This is a genomic window from Streptacidiphilus sp. EB129, from assembly GCF_041262645.1.
In the GTDB taxonomy this organism is placed as follows: Bacteria; Actinomycetota; Actinomycetes; order Streptomycetales; family Streptomycetaceae; genus Streptacidiphilus.
Map to the genome: position 1 here is coordinate 26,046 of NZ_JBGCCS010000015.1, position 17,418 is coordinate 43,463.

Sequence of the window (17,418 nt, forward strand, 5' to 3'; positions counted from 1 at the left end):
CCGGCCTTTCGGCTGCCCGGATTCGGACGACCGGGGCCGGGAGGCGGGCTCAGCCCCGTACGGCGCCGGTGACCAGCCAGGCGCCGCCACGGGCGCGCAGGGTCAGGAGGAGCAGCCGGACCACCATGCACAGCGCGACGGACCCCCAGAGGGCGACCAGGCCGCCGCTTCCCAGCAGCAGCGCGACCGGCGCGTACGCGGCCAGCGTGCCGAGCATCGCCCAGGCCAGGTACGGGCCGTCACCGGCGCCCGTCAGCACCCCGTCCAGCACGAACACCACTCCGCAGACCGGCTGGCTGGCGGCCGCGACCAGCAGCACCGTGTCCAACTGGTGCTGCACGGCCGGGTCGGCGGTGAACACCGGCAGGTAGAGCGGGCGAGCGGCCAGCAGCAGCGTGCCGAGCACGACGCCGGTGCCGATCCCCCACAGCACCAACCTGCGGGTGGCCGCGCGGGCACCGGGCGCGTCGCCCGCCCCCAGGTAGCGGCCGATGATCGCCTGCCCGGCGATGGCGATGGCATCCAGCGCGAAGGCGAGGAAGGTCCACAGGGCCATGGCCACCTGGTGCGCGGCCATGGCGGTGTTGCCCAGCCGGGCGGCCACCCCGGTGGCGATCAGCAGGATGGCGCGGAGGCTCAGGGTGCGCACCAGCAGCGGGACGCCGGCGGTGGCGCAGGCCCGGATACCCGGCAGGTCCGGGCGCAGGGCCTTCCACCAGGCCGACCCTGCTCCGGCCGTCCGTGCGCCCGCCGTCCCCTCGCCTGCCGCCGTCCCCTCGCCTGCCACTGTCCGGGTCGCGGCCGGCTCCGAGGCGGTCGGCCGTGCGTCGGCCGTTCCCGCGGCGGCCGTGCGTCGGACGCCGCGGACGACCACGGTCAGGTACGCGGCGGCCATCCCCCACTGGGCCAGCACGGTGCCCAGCGCGGAGCCGGTGATGCCCAGGCCGGCGCCGTAGACCAGGCCGGCGTTCAGCAGCAGGTTGCCGCTGAAACCGGCCACGGCCACCAGCAGCGGGGTGCGGGTGTCCTGGAGGCCGCGGAGCACGCCGGTCGCGGCCAGTACCACCAGCATGGCCGGGATGCCGAGCGTGCTGACGCGCAGGTAGTCCACGGCATAGGGGGTGGCCCCGGCCGAGGCGCCGAAGAGCTGTACCAGCATCCTGGCCAGCGGGATCGCCGCGGCGACCACCGGCACGGAGAGGATCAGGGCCAGCCAGATACCGTCCACGCCCTGCTGTACCGCGGCGGCGCGGTCGCCCGAGCCGACCCGCCGGGCCACGGCGGCGGTGGTGGCGTAGGCGAGGAACACGAAGACGTTGACCAGCGTGCCGAGCAGTGCGGCGGCGACGCCGAGGCCGGCCAGTTGGGCGGTTCCCAGATGGCCGACGATCGCGGAGTCCGCCATCAGGAAGAGGGGCTCGGCGACCAGCGCGCCGAAGGCGGGCAGGGCGAGGGTGAGGATCTCCCGGTCGCGGCCGGACCCGGATCGGGAATCCGGGCCGGAGCCGGCTGCGAAGGCGGGCGTGGACCCGGGCGCGGGGCGGCTCGCCGGTCTGGACCGGCCGGTCGAGGAGGTCAATCGCATGGTCCTACCGTAGTCATCCACAAGTAACAGCTGCAATGCCCAGTCAGGTATTACCCGTGGCAGCTCGGTGTAGCGGATCGCGCACCGCTGGTCGTCGTCTGCGGGTCGGATGTGAGGTTTTTCTCCTGCACATGGCGTGGATGAAGTATGTGCAGGTCAGGGCGCTGAGGGCGAGAGGATCACCGGGTTGTCCACAGGTTGTCCCCTGTGCCGTACACAGCTTCGGCCCGGTTCTCCACATGATGGGGCCCTTCATCCACATGCCCTGTGGATAACCATCTTGGCCGATGGGCTGTTCCGCCCTTAGCGTGGGCGTTCCGCCGACGCGCCGCACCCGCGCGCGGGCACCGGATCTGTCAGTGCGGTGCCGTATAGAAGAGGGTGGCACGCAGGTCCGTTCCGGACCTCCGCGTGGGACGACCACAGCGCGGGACGACGACAGTGCGGGACGAACACAGCAGGGTCAGGCACGCGGGAGGCGCGGCATGAACGAGGTACGCGAGACGGTCCCCGGGCGGGGCTCGCGATGACTGACGCGCCCTACGACGAAGGCTTCGACGAGGCGGTCCCGCCGCCGGAGGAGGAGTGGCCCCCGCCGCCGTCCTCCGACGGTCCGGGCGGCAGGCTGCCCTTCGCCCGCAGCCAGGCGGACCGTTCCTCCTACAACAAGGACCGGGGCGACCGCCGCGACGGTGGACGGGACGGGGGGCGCAACGACCGGCGCGACGACCGCCGTGACGACGAGGGCGGCGCGGCCGGTTACGAGCGGGTCCCGCCGCAGGACCTCGCCGCCGAGCAGTCCGTGCTGGGCGGCATGCTGCTGTCCAAGGACGCCATCGCCGACGTCGTCGAGGTGCTCAAGCCAGCCGACTACTACCGCCCCGCGCACGAGCTGATCCACAGCGCCATCCTCGACCTGTACGCCCGCGGCGAGCCCGCCGACCCGATCACCGTCGCCAGCGAGCTGGTCAAGCGCGGCGAGATCACCCGCGTGGGCGGGCCGTCCTACCTGCACACCCTGGTCAACTCGGTGCCGACGGCCGCCAACGCCGAGTACTACGCCGAGATCGTGCACGAGCGCGCGGTGCTGCGCCGGCTGGTCGAGGCGGGCACCCGAATCGCGCAGATGGGCTACGCCTCCGAGGGCGACGTGGACGAGATCGTCAACGCGGCCCAGGCGGAGATCTACGCCGTCACCGAGCAGCGCACCAACGAGGACTACGCGCCTCTGGGCGACATCATGGAGGGCGCCCTCGACGAGATCGAGTCGATCGGCTCCCGCAGCGGCCAGATGTCCGGCGTGCCCACCGGCTTCGCCGACCTGGACTCGCTGACCAACGGGCTGCACCCGGGCCAGATGATCGTCGTCGCGGCCCGACCCGCGATGGGAAAGTCCACACTTGCGCTCGATTTTGCCCGCTCCTGCTCGGTCAAGCACAAGATCCCCAGCGTGTTCTTCTCCCTGGAGATGGGCCGCAACGAGATCGCCATGCGCCTGCTCTCGGCGGAGGCCCGGGTCGCGCTGCACCACATGCGCTCCGGCAACATGACCGACGAGGACTGGACCCGGCTGGCCCGGCGGATGCCGGAGCTGAACGATTCTCCGCTCTACATCGACGACTCGCCCAACCTGTCGATGATGGAGATCCGGGCCAAGTGCCGCCGCCTGAAACAGCGCAACGACCTCCGCCTGGTCGTCATCGACTACCTCCAGCTGATGACGGGCGGCGGTTCGCGCCGACCCGAGAGCCGTCAGCAGGAGGTCTCCGAGATGTCCCGAAACCTCAAGCTGCTGGCGAAGGAACTCGAACTGCCGGTCATCGCCCTGTCCCAGCTGAACCGTGGCCCGGAACAGCGCACCGACAAGCGGCCGATGGTCTCCGACCTGCGTGAAAGTGGATCGATCGAGCAGGATGCGGACATGGTCATCCTGCTGCACCGCGAGGACGCCTACGAGAAGGAGTCCCCGCGGGCCGGCGAGGCCGACCTGATCGTCGCCAAGCACCGTAACGGCCCGACCGCGACGATCACCGTGGCCTTCCAGGGCCACTACTCCCGCTTCGTCGACATGGCGCAGAGTTAGGGCCGGTGTGGAAGCCCGCTGACACCGTGGGCCCACGGGGCATCGCTCAGCTGCTCAGCGCCTCGTCTCGTACCTGGTCAGGATCACGCCGCAGGGAAGCGTCCGCGTCCCCACCAGATTCAGGTTCACCCAGCTGTCCAGCGCGGTCCTGGGAGTCGCGGTCCGAGCGCGCGGTCAGAACCAGTGCAGGCAGTGCGGGGGACGCTCGGCGCGGAAGAGGGCGTCGGCGAGCCATTGCTGCCGCTGCCTCCTTGGGAAACCGACACCACGGCTCGTGGTGACCCGCCACAGTGCAGCGACGAAGCGCGGCCAGGTCAAGCGAATTACGGCCGGGCCACGGCCGGTCACTGCTGCGGCGCCGCGGTGGCGTGCGCAAGGGTGGCGTTACCGCGGAATCCGGTTCTGTGAGCGGTGATCGCCGGTTACCGTCGCGGGATGGATACCGAGTCGAGCGTTGACGAGTTGTTGCCCGCGACCCGGCGGGCCCTGCTGCACCGGGTCGCGGTCGCCCAGGCGGAGGGGCGGACGCCGTCCATGGTCGCGGCCGTGGTGCGGGACGGGCAGCGGGTCTGGACCGGCGCACGGAGCTGCGTGGAGGGCCATGCGCCGGATGCCGACGTCCAGTTCCGGATCGGGTCGATCACCAAGACCTTCGTCGCCGTGCTGGTGCTGCGGCTGCGCGACGAAGGCCTGCTGGCGCTGACCGACCCGATCGGGGCGCATCTGCCGCAGCAGGGCCTCGGCGCCGCCGGGCACGCGACGATCGCCCAGCTGCTGTCCCACAGCGCCGGGTTGACCAGCGAGTCGCCGGGGCCGTGGTGGGAGCGGACCCCGGGGGAGCTGCGGCCCGCTCTCGGCGACGTGCTGCAGCAGCCGCCGACCAGGCACCCGGTGGGGCAGGTGTTCCACTACTCCAACGTCGGGTTCGCCCTGCTCGGCGCCCTGGTCGAGCGGCTGCGCGGGGAGCCCTGGGCGGAGGTGCTGCGCCGGGAGGTCCTGGAGCCGCTGGGGATGCCCCGGACCACGCCGCTGCCGCAGCAGCCGCACGCGGGCGGCTGGGCGGTGCACCCCTACGCGGACGTGCTGCTGCCCGAGCCGTTGCAGGAGACCGGACAGATGGCACCGGCCGGGCAGCTGTGGTCGACCGTCGCGGATCTCTGCCGGTGGGCGGCGTTCCTCGCCGACGGTGACGACAAGGTCCTCCGTGCGGAGTCGGTGCGGGAGTTGCGGCGCCCGGCCACGGGTGTCGCCGACGGCGAGGGCTACGGCCTGGGCCTGCAGCTGCTGCAGGCGCACGGGTTCTCGTACGCCGGTCACACCGGCTCCATGCCGGGCTTCCTGGCGGCCCTGTGGTTCGTCCCGGAGGAGCGGCTCGCGGCGGTGGTGGTGGCCAACACCACCAGTGGGCCCATCGGCGGCATCGCCGCGGACCTGGTCCGGATCACCGCCGAGCACGAGCCCCGGATTCCCGAGCCGTGGCGCCCGCTGCCGGCGGCCGAGGTCGATCCGGAGCTGCTGGCCCTGACCGGCTACTGGTACTGGGGACCGAGCGGCTACCTGCTGCGGCTGCGGGCGGACCGGGGGATGGAGCTGACCCCGGTGGCCGGTTCGCGGCCCGGCGTCGTGCCGCTGCGCCCGGAGGCGGACGGCAGCTGGACCGCGCTCGGCGGCTACTGGAACGGGGAGAGCCTGACGGTGGTGCGGACCGGTGACGGCGCGGTGAGCCATCTCGACCTGGGCACCTTCGTGCTGACCCGCACCCCCTACCCGGTCGGCCCGGCCGATGGGCCGGTCCCGGGCGGGGTCGACCCGGAGGGGTGGCGCGGCCTCTGAGCACGGGGCGGCCCGGCGGAGTGTGCGCTGTGGTCAGGAGCGGGCGTACTGCGGGGCGCGGGGGACGGTGACGCCGAGGACGCCGGCGGCGTGCCGGGGCCAGTAGGGCTCGCGCAGCAGCTGACGTCCGATCAGCACGGCGTCGGCCCGGCCGTCGGCCAGGATCTGCTCGGCCTGGTCGGGGTCGGTGATCAGGCCGACCGCGGCGACCGGGAGGCCGGTCCGCTCGCGGACCGCGGTGGCGAACGGCACCTGGAAGCCCGGGGCGACCGGGATGGCGGCGTCGGGCACGTTGCCGCCGGTGGAGACGTCGAGCAGGTCCACGCCGTGGGCCTGCAGCTCCTCGGCGAGGCGGACGGTGTCCGCGCCGGTCCAGCCGTCGCGGCCGTCCTGTTCCAGCCAGTCGGTGGCGGAGCTGCGGAAGAACAACGGCAGTTGCTCGGGCCAGACGGCGCGGACCGCGTCCACGACCTCCAGCGCGAAGCGCATCCGGTTCTCCAGCGAGCCGCCGTAGCCGTCGGTGCGGGTGTTGGAGTGCGGCGAGAGGAACTCGTGGATCAGGTAGCCGTGGGCGCCGTGGATCTCGGCGACGGTGAACCCCGCGGCCAGGGCGCGGCGGGCGGCATCGGCGAACTGCCGGACCACGGACGCGATCTCGTCGGTCGTCAGCTCGGCCGGGGTGGCGTGGGTCTCCGCGAAGGCCAGCGGGCTGGGGGCGACCGGGGTCCAGCCCAGGGCGTCGGCGCCCAGTGGCGTGCCTCCGCTCCAGGGGCTGTCGGTGGAGGCCTTGCGGCCGGCGTGGGCCAGCTGGATTCCGGGCACGGTGCCCTGGGAGACCAGGAAACGGGTGATCCGGCGCAGTCCGGCGACCTGCTCGTCGTTCCAGATGCCGAGGTCGTACGGGCTGATCCGGCCCTCGGGGCTGACGGCGGCGGCCTCGGTGAGGATCAGTCCCGCGCCGCCGACCGCGCGGGCGGCCAGGTGCTGGAAGTGCCAGTCGTTGGCGACACCGGTGTCAGGCCCCTCGGCCGAGGCCGAGTACTGGCACATGGGAGCCATCCACACGCGGTTGGGGAAGGTCTGTCCGCGCAGGGTCAGCGGCTCGAAGAGCTTGCTCATCGGATCGAACGTCCTCGGGTGAAGGGGCCTGTCTGGATGAGGGGTCCGGACGACCGGGCCCCTGGTGTGCCGCGTCCAACGGTAGGCGGCGTAGACAATAGTTGCAAGCGCATGGGATTTGTCACTCGTTCGCGCGAGGCGGCGGGCGGGGCGCGTGGCGGGCACGGATGCTGGAGGGGTGATCACCGGCAGGGTGCTCGCGAGTGGCGGCGGAGGAGCGTGCGATGGCCGACAGCGGAGGTGGCAGCGGCGGCGCCGGCGGCAGCGGCGAGGTCGGGGACGCGACCGAGGGCACGGCTGAAGGTTCCGGCACGGCCGAGGGTGGCGACCAGACCGAGGGTGGCGGCGCGGCTGGGGCTGGCGGCAGGGCCGAGGGTGGCGGCACCGCCGGGGGTGGCGGCAGGGTTGGGAGTGGTGGCGCGGCCGAGGGTGGCGGGACGGCTGGGGCTGGCGGTGCAGCCGGGGGCGGCGTAGGCGTCGGGGGACGCGATGCCGACGGGACTGCGTCGGAGCTGCGGGTGGAGGTGTTCACCGGGCCCGAGTCGGCCTTCTTCAGCACCTCCGCCCTGGTCTACGGCCCCACCGAGGCCCTGCTCGTGGACACCCAGCTGACCCGCAGCGCGGGCCGGGAACTCGCCGAGTGGGTGGCCGGCAAGGCGCGTCGGCTCACCGCCGTGCTGATCACCCATCCGCACCCGGACCACTACTTCGGCACCGAGGAGATCCTGCGGCTCTTCCCCGGCACCCCCGTGTACGCGGTGCTGGAGGTCATCGACGTGATCCTGACCACCGGCCTGGACCAGGTGGCGCTCTGGCGGCCGGTCTTCGGCGACGACGTCACCTCCCGCCCGGTCGTGCCCGGGCCGCTGCCGGGCGACCGGCTGCGGGTGGACGGGGTGGGGCTGGGCGTGCTGAGCATGGGCCAGGGGGACTGCGCGGCCAGCAGCGTGCTGCACGTCCCCGGCGCGGACACGGTGATCGCCGGGGACCTGGTCTACAACGGCACCCATGTGTGGACCGCCGAGACCACTCCGCAGCAACGCACCGACTGGCGGGCGAACCTGGTGCGCCTGCGCGCCCTCGGCGCGACCCGGGTGATCGCCGGCCACCGCGCCCCGGGGCAGGACGACGACGCGCGGCGGGTGCTCGACTTCACCGCCGGCTACCTGCGGGAGTTCGACGAGCAGTTGGCGCGGCACCCGGACGACGCGGCGGCGCTGGTCGCGGCCGTGAACGAGACCTACGCGGAGCTGACGCTGCCCTGGCTGCTGGAGCGGGGCGCGGAGGCGAACACCGCCCGTCACCGCGCCGGGAAGGCGGCCGAAGCCCCGTCGGGCGGTTCCTCGGAGCCGCGGTCGGATTGATTGCTGGCGTTGACGTCAGGGTCAAGGTCTACCGTCGGGTCATGCGAATCGGTGAACTCGCCGAGCGGGCGGGGACGACCACACGAACGTTGCGGTACTACGAGTCGCGCGGGCTGCTGCCCGCGCGGCGGGCGGAGAACGGCTACCGCTCGTACGGCGAGGAGGATCTGCGGCTGCTGCGGCAGATCCGGCTGCTCCAGGACTTCGGCTTCGACCTGGAGGAGACCCGTCCGTTCGTGGACTGCCTGCGGGCCGGTCATCCCTCCGGCGACTCCTGCCCCGCCTCGATGGAGGTGTACCGGCGCAAGCTCGCCGAGATCGACGCCTGCCTGGAGCGGCTGCAGGAGGTGCGGGCGCAGGTGGGGGCACAACTGCTGCGGGCACAGCTGGAGGCGACCGCGGAGCAGCCGGGCGAGCCCCGCTGCGAGCTCGCGCCCGACGGCATCCGGCCGTCCTGACGGTCGACCGTGTTCCGGTTCGCATTCTTTCCACGATCACAGGCCACATCACACGCGACATCACAGGGGAGTGGACCGAAGTGCAGATCAATGGTGTTCCGCAGGTGACGGACGAGACGTTCGCAGCCGAAGTTCTCGGCTCGGACATTCCGGTGCTGGTCGACTTCACCGCCGACTGGTGCCCGCCGTGCCGAATGATCGCGCCGGTGCTGGCGGAGATCGCCGGGGAACAGCAGGGCCGGCTGAAGGTGGTCAGTGTGGACGTCGACAGCAACCCGGGGACGCAGGCCGCGTACGGGGTGATGTCGATGCCGACGCTGATGCTGTTCCAGGCCGGGGAACCGGTGAAGTCGCTGGTGGGGGCGCGTCCCAAGCGGCGATTGCTGCAGGAGCTGGGCGTCCTGGCCTGAGTGGCGGGGGCGGCCGACGGCGCGGGTGTGCAGCGGACGGTAGCGCGTTTGCGACCCGTGCGCCCCATTCTTCTCATTATTTGTCAGATGACATGTTTGCTCATGCCACGCTGCGGTTGGCAGGAGGTCTGCCCGCCGCCGCCGCACGAATCGTCGCTGTCGGACTGCGCTGATACGACGGGAGAAGAAACCGAAAGGTGTCGATCGGAAGCGCTCTCAATCGAAACGGCCGGTCCAGCAACCGGCCGCTGAAATCACCGTCCGGGCAGCAGGGAAAAGGCCGGGGCGGAGACGGTCCGGTGTCGGTGCGGGACGAGGCCGACACCACGACAGCGGAGGTCGACGAGACGGCGGAGGCCACGGCGAGAGCGGATCCGATACCGGCCGCCGAGCCGGCCCGGCGCTCCGCGCGGAAACGCACGGGGGCGGCGCCGACGCCGCCGCTGCCCCCGCCCACCCCGCCGCCGCCGATTCCGCCGATCCCCACCGTGCCCCCGTCGGTACCGGCAGCAGGATCCCAGCCTCTGGCCACGGGCCGGCCCCCCGGCGTGAGCCGATCCCCGGGTGTGAACCAGCCCCCGGGTATGCCCGGCCCGCAGGACCCCGCACCGCCGGCTTCCGCGCCGTCAGCTCCCGCGCCGCCGGCTCCCGTGCCGATGCTGCCGCTCGCGGCCCCGCATCCCCCCTATGTGCCGATGATCACCGACGCGCCCGGGCTCAACTGGGCCGGTCCCGGGGATGCCTGGAGCCGGGCCTGGGCTGTGCCACGGGCGCCGCTGCCGCCGGAACCGCGAGCGCCCGGCGCGCCGGGGCTTCCACCGCTGCTGCTGCCGAACACCGCCGTCGCCGTGGTTCCGCTGGCCGCCCGGGCGTCGGCGGCCCCCGCCGACCCCGCCGCCGGACCGACCAGCCAGGACATCGCCCTGGTCCGGCGCAGCCTGGGGGTGCTGGAATCGGTGGCGGACCGCGCCACCGCGCACTTCTACGCCGTGCTGTTCCTGAACCACCCCGAACTCCGCGGCCTGTTCCCGGCCGCCATGGACGTCCAGCGGGACCGGTTGTTCCGGGCGCTGCTCGCGGCCGGCAACGCTGCCGACGATCCGCCGGCGCTGAGCGCCTACCTGGACCGGTTGGCGCGGGGCCATCGCAAGTACGGCGTGCTGGACGAGCACTACGGCCCCGTCGGCGAGGCGCTGCTGGCAGCGCTGGAACGTTACTGCGGACGGTACTGGGACCAGGCCACCGAGCTGGCCTGGCGCCGGATCTACCGGGTGATCTCCGAGGCGATGATGGCCGCCTCGGCCCTGGACGCCACCCGGGCCCCGGCCTGGTGGCAGGCGGAGGTGCTCTCGGTGGAGCGCCGCAGCGGCGACGTCGCGGTGCTGCGGCTGCGCACCGATCAGCACTACCCCTACCGGGCCGGGCAGTACACCACTCTGGAGGTGCCGATGTGGCCCCGGGTGTGGCGGCCCTACTCGCTGGCCAGCGCCCCCGCGCCGTCCGGCGCGAACCAGCCCAGCGTGCTGGAGTTGCAGGTCAGGGCGGTGCCGGCGGGCTGGGTCAGCAACGCCCTGGTGCACCGGACCGAGCCCGGCGACGTACTGCGGCTGGGCCCGGCCGGCGGGACGATGGTGCTCGACCACTCCAGTGACACCCCCCTGCTGTGCCTGGGCGGGGGGACCGGGATAGCCCCGATCAAGGCGCTGGTGGAGGAGGTCGCCGCCCACGGCCGGGCCCGCACGGTGGAGGTCTTCTACGGCGCCCGGCGTGAGGACGACCTCTACGCCCGGGCGGAGCTGCAGGAGTTGGCAGCCCGTCACCCCTGGCTCGCGGTCCGGACGGTGGTCTCCGAGGGCCGGACCGACGGACTGTCGGGGACCCTGCCCGCGGTGGTGTCCCGCTACGGGCCCTGGGACGAGTACGAGGCGCAGGTCAGCGGGCCGCCCGCGATGATCCGTCGCGCGGCGGCGGTGCTGGCCGGCGCCGGGGTGCGCCCCGAGTGGATCCACCACGACCTGCCGGAGGAGGCGCTGCCGCACTGAGCGCGGACACCCGCCGCCCGTCGCCCCCCCGTCCGGCGTCCGGGAAAGCGGCACGGGACGCCGGTACCGGGCCCGAACCAGCCCCCGGCACCGGGCCGGGGCCCGGGCTAGGTGCAGCCGAGATCGTCGGCCAGGAGAGCGCCGATGCCCTCGACGTTCGCCGCGAGATACGCCCGCAACGACGGCGGCACCACGTTCACCGAGGTCACCCCCTCACGGGTGAACGGCAGCCGGACCACCTCGTACTCACCGTTGGGCTCGTCGACCTCCGGTCCGTGCCGGCGCGACAGGTCCATCGACTCCAGCCGGCAGACGAAGAAGTGCTGCACCTTGACGCCGTGCCGGTGCGCCGGGGTCCCGTCGTCGTGGTGCGAGAAGGGGACGGTGTCCACGAAGGCGGGGACGATGTCCGAGGCCTTGCCGCCGAGTTCCTCCGACAGCTCCCGGTGCAGGGCGTCCACCACCGTGGGGTCGGTCGGCTCCACACCCCCGCCGGGGGTGATCCAGTACGGGGGACGGCCCGGCTTGGTGCGTTTGATCAGCACCAGCTGCGGTCCCCCGGCGCCCTGGTCCAGCAGGATGGCCCTGGCCGTCCGCTTGACCACAGGTCGGGTGGGGGTGAGGGGTTGGATGCGCTGCTGAACGGACCCCAGGCCCATGAATGCACTCCTCCGCGCCGTGCCCCCCGTGCTTTCCAGCAGTGTGCCGCGCGGGACGGGTGGTGAAACGTGTCGAACGCCGGTCCGCCCGTCATGGGCCCTCCCGCAGCGCCCCGCGATCTGCGGTCGGCGCTGCGGGAGGGACGGGAGCGGTGGTGCGGCGCACGGGGCCCGCGTCGTGGGCCCGCGTGACGGTTCCCGCGTCAGTCCTCGTCCTTGAACACCAGGTGCAGCGCCCAGGCCACCACGCTGATGATCACCGAGCCGAGCAGGGCCGGCCAGAAGCCGTTCACGTGGAAGTCGAGGTTGAGCCTCCCCGAGGCCCAAGAGGTCAGCCAGAGCATCAGGGCGTTGATCACGAAGGTGATCAGTCCCAGCGTGAGGATGAACAGCGGTAGCGAGAACAGCTTGACCAGCGGCTTGATGGCGAAGTTCACCACCCCGAAGAGCAGCGCCACCAGCACCACGGTCAGCGTCTTGTGCTGCCAGTCGCCCGCAGTGAGAGTGATGCCTTTGACGAGCGCGGCGGCGATCCAGATCGCCGCGGCATTGATCAGGGTCTTGACTACAAAGCGCAACATGATGCGATCGTCGCAGGACTGCGGGGCGTGACGGAAGCCCTCGGGGTGTGAGTCCGTCCGGCCTGGTTGAATACCGGCAACCGACCGCAGAGAGGCTGGAAGCCGATGCAGGTGTTCCGGATGGACGACCTCGACGCCGAGCGCGCCGCCAACGAGGGCGCCTACCTGCGCTTCCTCAACGAACGCCATATGTCAGTGGGGCTGTACGCACTGGACCAGGGCGCGCAGGACACCCAGCAGCCGCACCAGCAGGACGAGGTCTATGTCGTCGTCAGCGGCCGGGCGTACCTCACCGTCGGTGACGAGACCACCACCGTCGGCCGGGGCAGCGTGGTCTATGTGCCGGCCGGCCAACCGCACCGCTTCCACCACATCAGCGAGGACCTGCGGGTGCTCGTCGTCTTCTCGCCCCCGGAGCGCTGAGCTGTGACCACCTCCTCCTTCAGTCACGAGTTGTGGGAGTCCGGCGAGGCGGTGTACCGGGAGATCCTGGAGCACCCCTTCCTGCTGGGGCTGGCCGACGGAACACTCCCCCGCGCCGCCTTCCGCCACTTCGTGGTGCAGGACTCGCACTACCTGCGCGACTACGCCCGGGCGCTTGCCGTCTGCGCCGCGAAGGCGCCCACCGAGCAGGACGTCCGCGCCTTCGCCGACGACGCCGTCGGTGCGCTCGCCGCCGAGCAGGGAATGCACGCGGCCTTCATGGACGATCTCGGCACCGGCGAACCCGGGGGCGACGCCGAGGTGCTGCCCGCCACCCGCGCCTACACCAGCTACCTGCTCGCCACCGTCTACGGCGGCTCCTTCGCCGAGGGCCTCGCCGCGGTGCTGCCCTGCTACTGGATCTACGCCAGGGTCGGCGCGGAACTGCTGGCGAAGTCGTCCCCCGACCCGCTCTACGCCCGCTGGATCGAGGCCTACGGCGACGAGTCGTTCCAGTCCGTGGTCCGCAGGGTGCTGGAGCTGACCGACCGGATCGGGGCCGAACTCTCCCCCGCCGAACGCCGCCGCGCGGCCCAGCACTTCGCGCTGACCTCGCGCTACGAGTGGATGTTCTGGGACGCCGCCTGGCGCGCGGAGCGCTGGCCGGTCTGAGGGGCGGGCCCCGATCCGGGCCCTGGTCGGCCCCTGGCCTGCTGATCGGGGACTTATCCGGGTCTTCTCAGGGGTCCTGGACGCCCATCGGCGCCCGCCGCAGCCGTACGATCGAGTCACGGAAACAGACAGACGGGCCCGGTGGCCCCGAGGCCCCGGGACACCCCGTGGGGGAGGACGGACATCATGAACGACATCTGGAAGGCACTCCCCGGCTGGGTGCGCAACATCGTGGTCCCGGTCGCGGTCGCGATCGTCGCACTGTGGCTGGTCTTCGCGGTGCTGGGCGTGGTCCTCGGCATCGTCGGCTGGATCTTCAGCTGGGTGATCCGGCTGCTGGCGCTGGTCGCACTGGGCGCGGTGGTCGTGATCCTGGTGAAGAAGGCCTCCCGGTAGCACCGGCGGCAGGCAGCGCCGGCGGCGGCCGGCACGGCCCAGGCGACAGGCCCCAGGCGGCAGTCGACAACGGAGACCCCGTACCGGACAGATCCGGTACGGGGTCTCCGTGTTGTCCACCGACCAGTGGTCAGCTGTGGCCGTCGTCGGCGGCGTCCGAGTGCACCGGGATCTGCTCCGCCCTCGGCCGGCCGTTCGGCGAGACCGACTCGTGCGCCGGCTGCTCCTTCATCTGCCCCAGCAACTGCCGGGCCAGCCCCAGGCCGGTACCGCCCATGGTCAGCGCCTTGGCGAACATCTCGCCCATGCCCTCGGCCCCGTTGAGCAGCACCATGTGCTCCACGTTGCCGAACGCCGACGCGCCCGCCCTGACGATCTCCGGCCAGTTCTCGGCCAGTTGCTGAGCCACGACCGCTTCCTGGTTCTCCGCCAGGGCGGCCGCGCGTGCCTGGATGGCCTCGGCCTCGGCCAGACCCAGGGCCCTGGCCGACTCGGCCTCGGCCAGCCCCTGCGCCTTGACCGCCTCGGCCTGCGCCAGGCCCCGTGCCTTCGCGGCGGCGGCCTCGGCCTCACCGGCGGCCCGGGTCGCCTCGGCGGACGCCAGCGCATGCGCCTTCGTCGCCTCGGCATCGGCCAGCGCCGCCGTCTTCACCCGGGTCGCCTCGGCGGCGGCCCGCAGCTCGGTCTCCTGCGCCTGCGCTTGGGCGGCGGAGATCCGCGCGTCACGCTCGGCCTCGGCCACCGTGCGGGTCTGGTAGGCGGCGGCGTCGGCCGGCTTGCGCACGTCGATCTGCAGCTGCTGCTCGCGACGCTGCGCCTCCAGCTCGGCGACCCTGGTCTCCTGGACCACGACCTCCTGCTTGGCGGCGGCCTCCGCCAGCGGCCCGGCCTGCCGGGAGGAGGCCGCGGCCTTCTCCATCTCGGCGCGGTAACCCGCCTGCAGGATCTCGCTGTTGCGGGTGGACTCGGCCTTGCGGGCGTTGGCCTCCTGCTCCGCCTGGGTGGCGGCGCGATCGGCCTCGGCCTGCGCGATCCGGGCGTCCCGGTGCACCGCCGCGGCATGCGGGGCGGCCAGGTTCTTGATGTAGCCGGTGGGGTCGAGGATCTCCTGGATCTGCAGCGAGTCGATGATCAGACCCAGCTTCTCCATCTCGGTGCCCGAGGCCGCGCGGGTCTCGCCGGTGAGGCGCTCGCGGTCGCGGATCATGTTCTCGACGGTCAACCCGCCGACGATGGACCGCAGATGACCGGCGAACACGTTGTGCACCCGGCTGCCCATGGCCTTCTGCTGGTCCAGGAACCGGCGGGCCGCGTTGGCGATCGACACATGGTCGTCGCCGACCTTGAAGATCACCACGCCGCGGACCCGGACCGGGATGCCCTGGCTGGTCACGCACTCCACGTCCAGGTCGGCCTCGTTGAGGTCGAGCGACAGCCGGCGGACCACCTGCAGGCCCGGGGTGACCAGGGTTCCGCGTCCGGTGACGATCCGGAAGCCCATCCCGTCGTCCACGCCCGCGGTCTTGTGCTTGGAGCCGGAGATCACGAGCGCCTCGTTGGGCTCGGCCACCCGCCACATCATCTTGAACAGGACGACCAGGATGATCAGGGCGACGACGACCGCCCCTGCCACTACGCCGATGAACATCGGCACATTCCCCCTTCTGCGTCACCGAGCCCGTGGCTGCGCGATTGTGCAGGGTTGCGCGGGCCAACGGTGACCGAACGGCAGTGTGCACCCACTCCTCCGGCGGGGGGAAGGCGGGGTGGCCGTCTTTGCCGGGGGTTGGTGGACGCCACCGTGGCGGCGCTGGAACGGGAGTGGCGAAAGGTGGCTCAGGAGGGCTGCCGTGGCTCAGGACAGCAACTGCGCCACATAGACCGTCCGCGGCGGGTGGTACTCCTGCACGACGACCACGGACCCCACCGGGATCCGCTCCCCCGGAACAGCCGGGTGGGCCAGGAACGCCTCCGCGCCGCCGCGCACCGCGATCACCACCTCGCCGACCAGTCCCGGCCCCACCGTTCCGGTGACCCGTCCCTGCCTGCCGACCATCGTCGCGCCCCCGCTTCCCTGCCACCGGTGTCATCCGGATCGTCCTGGTGGATCTCCCCGGCCGGAGCGGACCCTACTCCCGTGCAACCTCCCCGCCGCCACTGCGGTGTGTAGGGCGGGACGTGTCGAGGGCGGCGAGGGAGAGGGACGGGACCATGAGCAGGAGATCACGGGGGAGGGCACTTCTTGGACGACGGCTGCGGCCGGTGGTCGGGGTCCGGGTGACGGATCCCCCGCAACCGCTGCGGAACCATGTGACGGTGACCGTCCACGGAGCCGGCGGTACGGTCCTTGCCAGGCTCTGACGCACTGTCGCTCGACCTGGTCGGAGAGCCGGCGGTCCGGGCCGGGCGGGGTGAACGCATCGAGAGCGCGAGGAGCACGCAGGTGGGGCAGACCCAGGTGGGGGACCTGGACTTCGAGTCGTTCGCGGCCGCGCGCTGGGGCCGACTGGTGCGCACCGCGTATCTGCTGACGGGGGATCACCACGAGGCCGAGGACCTGGTCCAGGCCACGCTGGCCAAGCTGTACCCGGTCTGGTCCCGGGTGCGGCGCCTGGACTCCCCGGACGCCTATGTGCACCGGTCCCTGGTCAACAACAACCTGGGCCGCTACCGGCGGCGCCGGGTACGGCAGTTGCTGACGCCCATGCTCCCGGACAAGGCTGAGCACCGCTCCGACCTGGTCCAGGTCGAGGAGCGCTCGACGCTGCTCCAGGCACTGGCGACGCTGCCGCCCAGGCAGCGCGCTGCCGTGGTGCTGCGCTACTGGGAGGACCTGAGCGAACAGCAGGTGGCCGAGGCCCTCGGATGCTCGCCCGGGAATGTGAAGTCCCAGGCCAGCAGGGGGATTCGGAAGCTGCGGGAGCATCCGGCTCTCGCCGAGTACGCGATCCCGGCCACGGTGGCGCGAGGAAGGAGGGAGGAGCGATGAGCGACGGTTTCGCCGGATACGGAGACGGCGTGCGCGACGTGAACGGCGCGCACGACCGGGACGGCGGGGGCGATGACGGTGGCGGTGCCGACGGTGAGGGCGTGCTGAGGCGCGCGCTGCAGCACACGGCGGCGGCGGTCGCGCCGTCCGACTGGTCCGCGCAGACCGGTCCGCTGCGGCTGCGGATCCAGCGACAGCGCAGGCGGCGCAGGGCCATGGTGGCGCTGGGGGTCGGGCTGCCGCTGCTGGCCGTGGCGGCCTTCGGCGGGTCGGTGCTGACCGGGGCGCGGGGCGCCGGACCTGTACGGGTGGCGCCGGCGGCATCGGCGCCGGCGCACCGCGCGACTCCCACGCCCACGCCCACGCCGACTGGGGCCGTGCTGCCGGTGATCGTACTGAGGCCGGGGCAGCGGCTGGACTACGGCCATGGCCTGTGGTCGCAGTTGACGGCTACCGGCGTGTGCGACGGGGACCAGCACGGTGCCTACGGCAGCTGCAAGAGCGTGGTGGACGGGAATCAGCAGCAGGGTTCGGTCAGTCTGCAGAAGACCGGGGACACGACCGGGACGCTGTACCGCCCGCTCTACATCGGCAGCGGCAGGCCGGTACGGATGACCGCGACGGTGGGCTCGACCGGGAAGACCTACGAGCTGCGGGTCGCGACCCTGAGCGGAAACCAGGGCTATGCCATCGGCTTCGGCTGGGGCCCGCCCGACCTGCGGACACCCCCGCAACTGCTGCGGAACGACGTCACCATCGTCGTGTACGGCGCCGACGACGTGGTGCTGGCGCGAAGCTGAGGAC

Annotated in this window: 17 protein-coding genes and 1 pseudogene; 11 read left to right on the forward strand and 7 right to left on the reverse strand. The window is 72.4% G+C overall.

Annotation, left to right across the window (positions count from 1 at the left end; genetic code table 11):
- Positions 1–49: 49 nt before the first annotated feature.
- Positions 50–1,585 carry an MATE family efflux transporter gene (locus ABH925_RS19495; protein ID WP_370149572.1) on the reverse strand — a complete coding sequence of 512 codons (1,536 nt, stop codon included), beginning with the start codon at positions 1,583–1,585 and terminating at the stop codon, positions 50–52.
- A 526-nt stretch (positions 1,586–2,111) separates the two neighbouring features.
- On the opposite strand from ABH925_RS19495, the gene dnaB reads away from it, so the two are divergent.
- Complete coding sequence (gene dnaB / locus ABH925_RS19500; protein ID WP_370149573.1) at positions 2,112–3,668, forward strand: replicative DNA helicase; 1,557 nt, start codon at positions 2,112–2,114, stop codon at positions 3,666–3,668.
- 54 nt (positions 3,669–3,722) lie between these two features.
- Here dnaB and ABH925_RS19505 read toward each other — a convergent pair.
- Positions 3,723–3,815: pseudogene (locus tag ABH925_RS19505) on the reverse strand (dihydrofolate reductase); the annotation flags it as partial.
- A 288-nt stretch (positions 3,816–4,103) separates the two neighbouring features.
- On the opposite strand from ABH925_RS19505, the gene ABH925_RS19510 reads away from it, so the two are divergent.
- Positions 4,104–5,501 carry a serine hydrolase domain-containing protein gene (locus ABH925_RS19510; RefSeq protein WP_370149575.1) on the forward strand — a complete coding sequence of 466 codons (1,398 nt, stop codon included), beginning with the start codon at positions 4,104–4,106 and terminating at the stop codon, positions 5,499–5,501.
- Positions 5,502–5,534: 33 nt separating this feature from the next.
- Here the strand turns inward: ABH925_RS19510 and ABH925_RS19515 are convergent, their stop codons facing one another.
- Positions 5,535–6,620 (reverse strand): NADH:flavin oxidoreductase/NADH oxidase, encoded by a 1,086-nt coding sequence (locus ABH925_RS19515; RefSeq protein WP_370149577.1) that lies wholly within the window; start codon positions 6,618–6,620, stop codon positions 5,535–5,537.
- Between the two features lie 224 nt (positions 6,621–6,844).
- Between ABH925_RS19515 and ABH925_RS19520 the strand changes: the two genes are divergently transcribed.
- The 4 genes from ABH925_RS19520 to ABH925_RS19535 all read left to right on the forward strand — a co-directional run bounded on the left by ABH925_RS19520 (position 6,845) and on the right by ABH925_RS19535 (position 10,894).
- On the forward strand, positions 6,845–7,984 hold the full coding sequence (locus ABH925_RS19520; protein ID WP_370149579.1) for an MBL fold metallo-hydrolase: 1,140 nt from the start codon (positions 6,845–6,847) through the stop codon (positions 7,982–7,984).
- A gap of 41 nt (positions 7,985–8,025) precedes the next feature.
- The gene (locus ABH925_RS19525; protein WP_370149581.1) at positions 8,026–8,442 is read left to right on the forward strand and encodes a MerR family transcriptional regulator; all 417 of its coding nucleotides are present in this window, start codon (positions 8,026–8,028) and stop codon (positions 8,440–8,442) included.
- Positions 8,443–8,546: 104 nt separating this feature from the next.
- Positions 8,547–8,852, forward strand: coding sequence for a thioredoxin (trxA, locus tag ABH925_RS19530; RefSeq protein WP_370149582.1), 306 nt, complete (start codon positions 8,547–8,549; stop codon positions 8,850–8,852).
- A 584-nt stretch (positions 8,853–9,436) separates the two neighbouring features.
- Positions 9,437–10,894 carry a globin domain-containing protein gene (locus ABH925_RS19535; protein WP_370149584.1) on the forward strand — a complete coding sequence of 486 codons (1,458 nt, stop codon included), beginning with the start codon at positions 9,437–9,439 and terminating at the stop codon, positions 10,892–10,894.
- A 107-nt stretch (positions 10,895–11,001) separates the two neighbouring features.
- On the opposite strand, the gene ABH925_RS19540 is transcribed toward ABH925_RS19535, so the two are convergent.
- The gene (locus ABH925_RS19540; RefSeq protein ID WP_370149586.1) at positions 11,002–11,553 is read right to left on the reverse strand and encodes an NUDIX domain-containing protein; all 552 of its coding nucleotides are present in this window, start codon (positions 11,551–11,553) and stop codon (positions 11,002–11,004) included.
- A 203-nt stretch (positions 11,554–11,756) separates the two neighbouring features.
- Positions 11,757–12,134, reverse strand: a complete 378-nt coding sequence (locus ABH925_RS19545) for a phage holin family protein (protein WP_370149587.1) — start codon at positions 12,132–12,134, stop codon at positions 11,757–11,759.
- A gap of 105 nt (positions 12,135–12,239) precedes the next feature.
- On the opposite strand from ABH925_RS19545, the gene ABH925_RS19550 reads away from it, so the two are divergent.
- The 3 genes from ABH925_RS19550 to ABH925_RS19560 all read left to right on the forward strand — a co-directional run bounded on the left by ABH925_RS19550 (position 12,240) and on the right by ABH925_RS19560 (position 13,625).
- A complete protein-coding gene (locus ABH925_RS19550) occupies positions 12,240–12,557 on the forward strand; it encodes a cupin domain-containing protein (RefSeq protein ID WP_370149589.1) in 318 nt (105 codons plus the stop codon).
- Positions 12,558–12,560: 3 nt separating this feature from the next.
- Entirely contained in the window at positions 12,561–13,229 is a 669-nt protein-coding gene (gene tenA / locus ABH925_RS19555) for a thiaminase II (protein ID WP_370149591.1), read from the forward strand.
- 186 nt (positions 13,230–13,415) lie between these two features.
- A complete protein-coding gene (locus tag ABH925_RS19560; protein ID WP_370149592.1) occupies positions 13,416–13,625 on the forward strand; it encodes a hypothetical protein in 210 nt (69 codons plus the stop codon).
- A gap of 130 nt (positions 13,626–13,755) precedes the next feature.
- Here ABH925_RS19560 and ABH925_RS19565 read toward each other — a convergent pair whose 3' ends face one another.
- Positions 13,756–15,273: an SPFH domain-containing protein gene (locus ABH925_RS19565; protein WP_370149594.1), complete on the reverse strand. Its 1,518-nt coding sequence runs from the start codon at positions 15,271–15,273 to the stop codon at positions 13,756–13,758.
- A 207-nt stretch (positions 15,274–15,480) separates the two neighbouring features.
- Positions 15,481–15,681 (reverse strand): hypothetical protein, encoded by a 201-nt coding sequence (locus ABH925_RS19570; RefSeq protein ID WP_370149596.1) that lies wholly within the window; start codon positions 15,679–15,681, stop codon positions 15,481–15,483.
- 402 nt (positions 15,682–16,083) lie between these two features.
- On the opposite strand from ABH925_RS19570, the gene ABH925_RS19575 reads away from it, so the two are divergent.
- A complete protein-coding gene (locus tag ABH925_RS19575; protein WP_370149813.1) occupies positions 16,084–16,614 on the forward strand; it encodes a SigE family RNA polymerase sigma factor in 531 nt (176 codons plus the stop codon).
- Positions 16,611–17,414 (forward strand): hypothetical protein, encoded by an 804-nt coding sequence (locus tag ABH925_RS19580; protein ID WP_370149598.1) that lies wholly within the window; start codon positions 16,611–16,613, stop codon positions 17,412–17,414. Before ABH925_RS19575 ends, ABH925_RS19580 begins: the two co-directional genes overlap by 4 nt.
- Positions 17,415–17,418 lie beyond the last annotated feature (4 nt).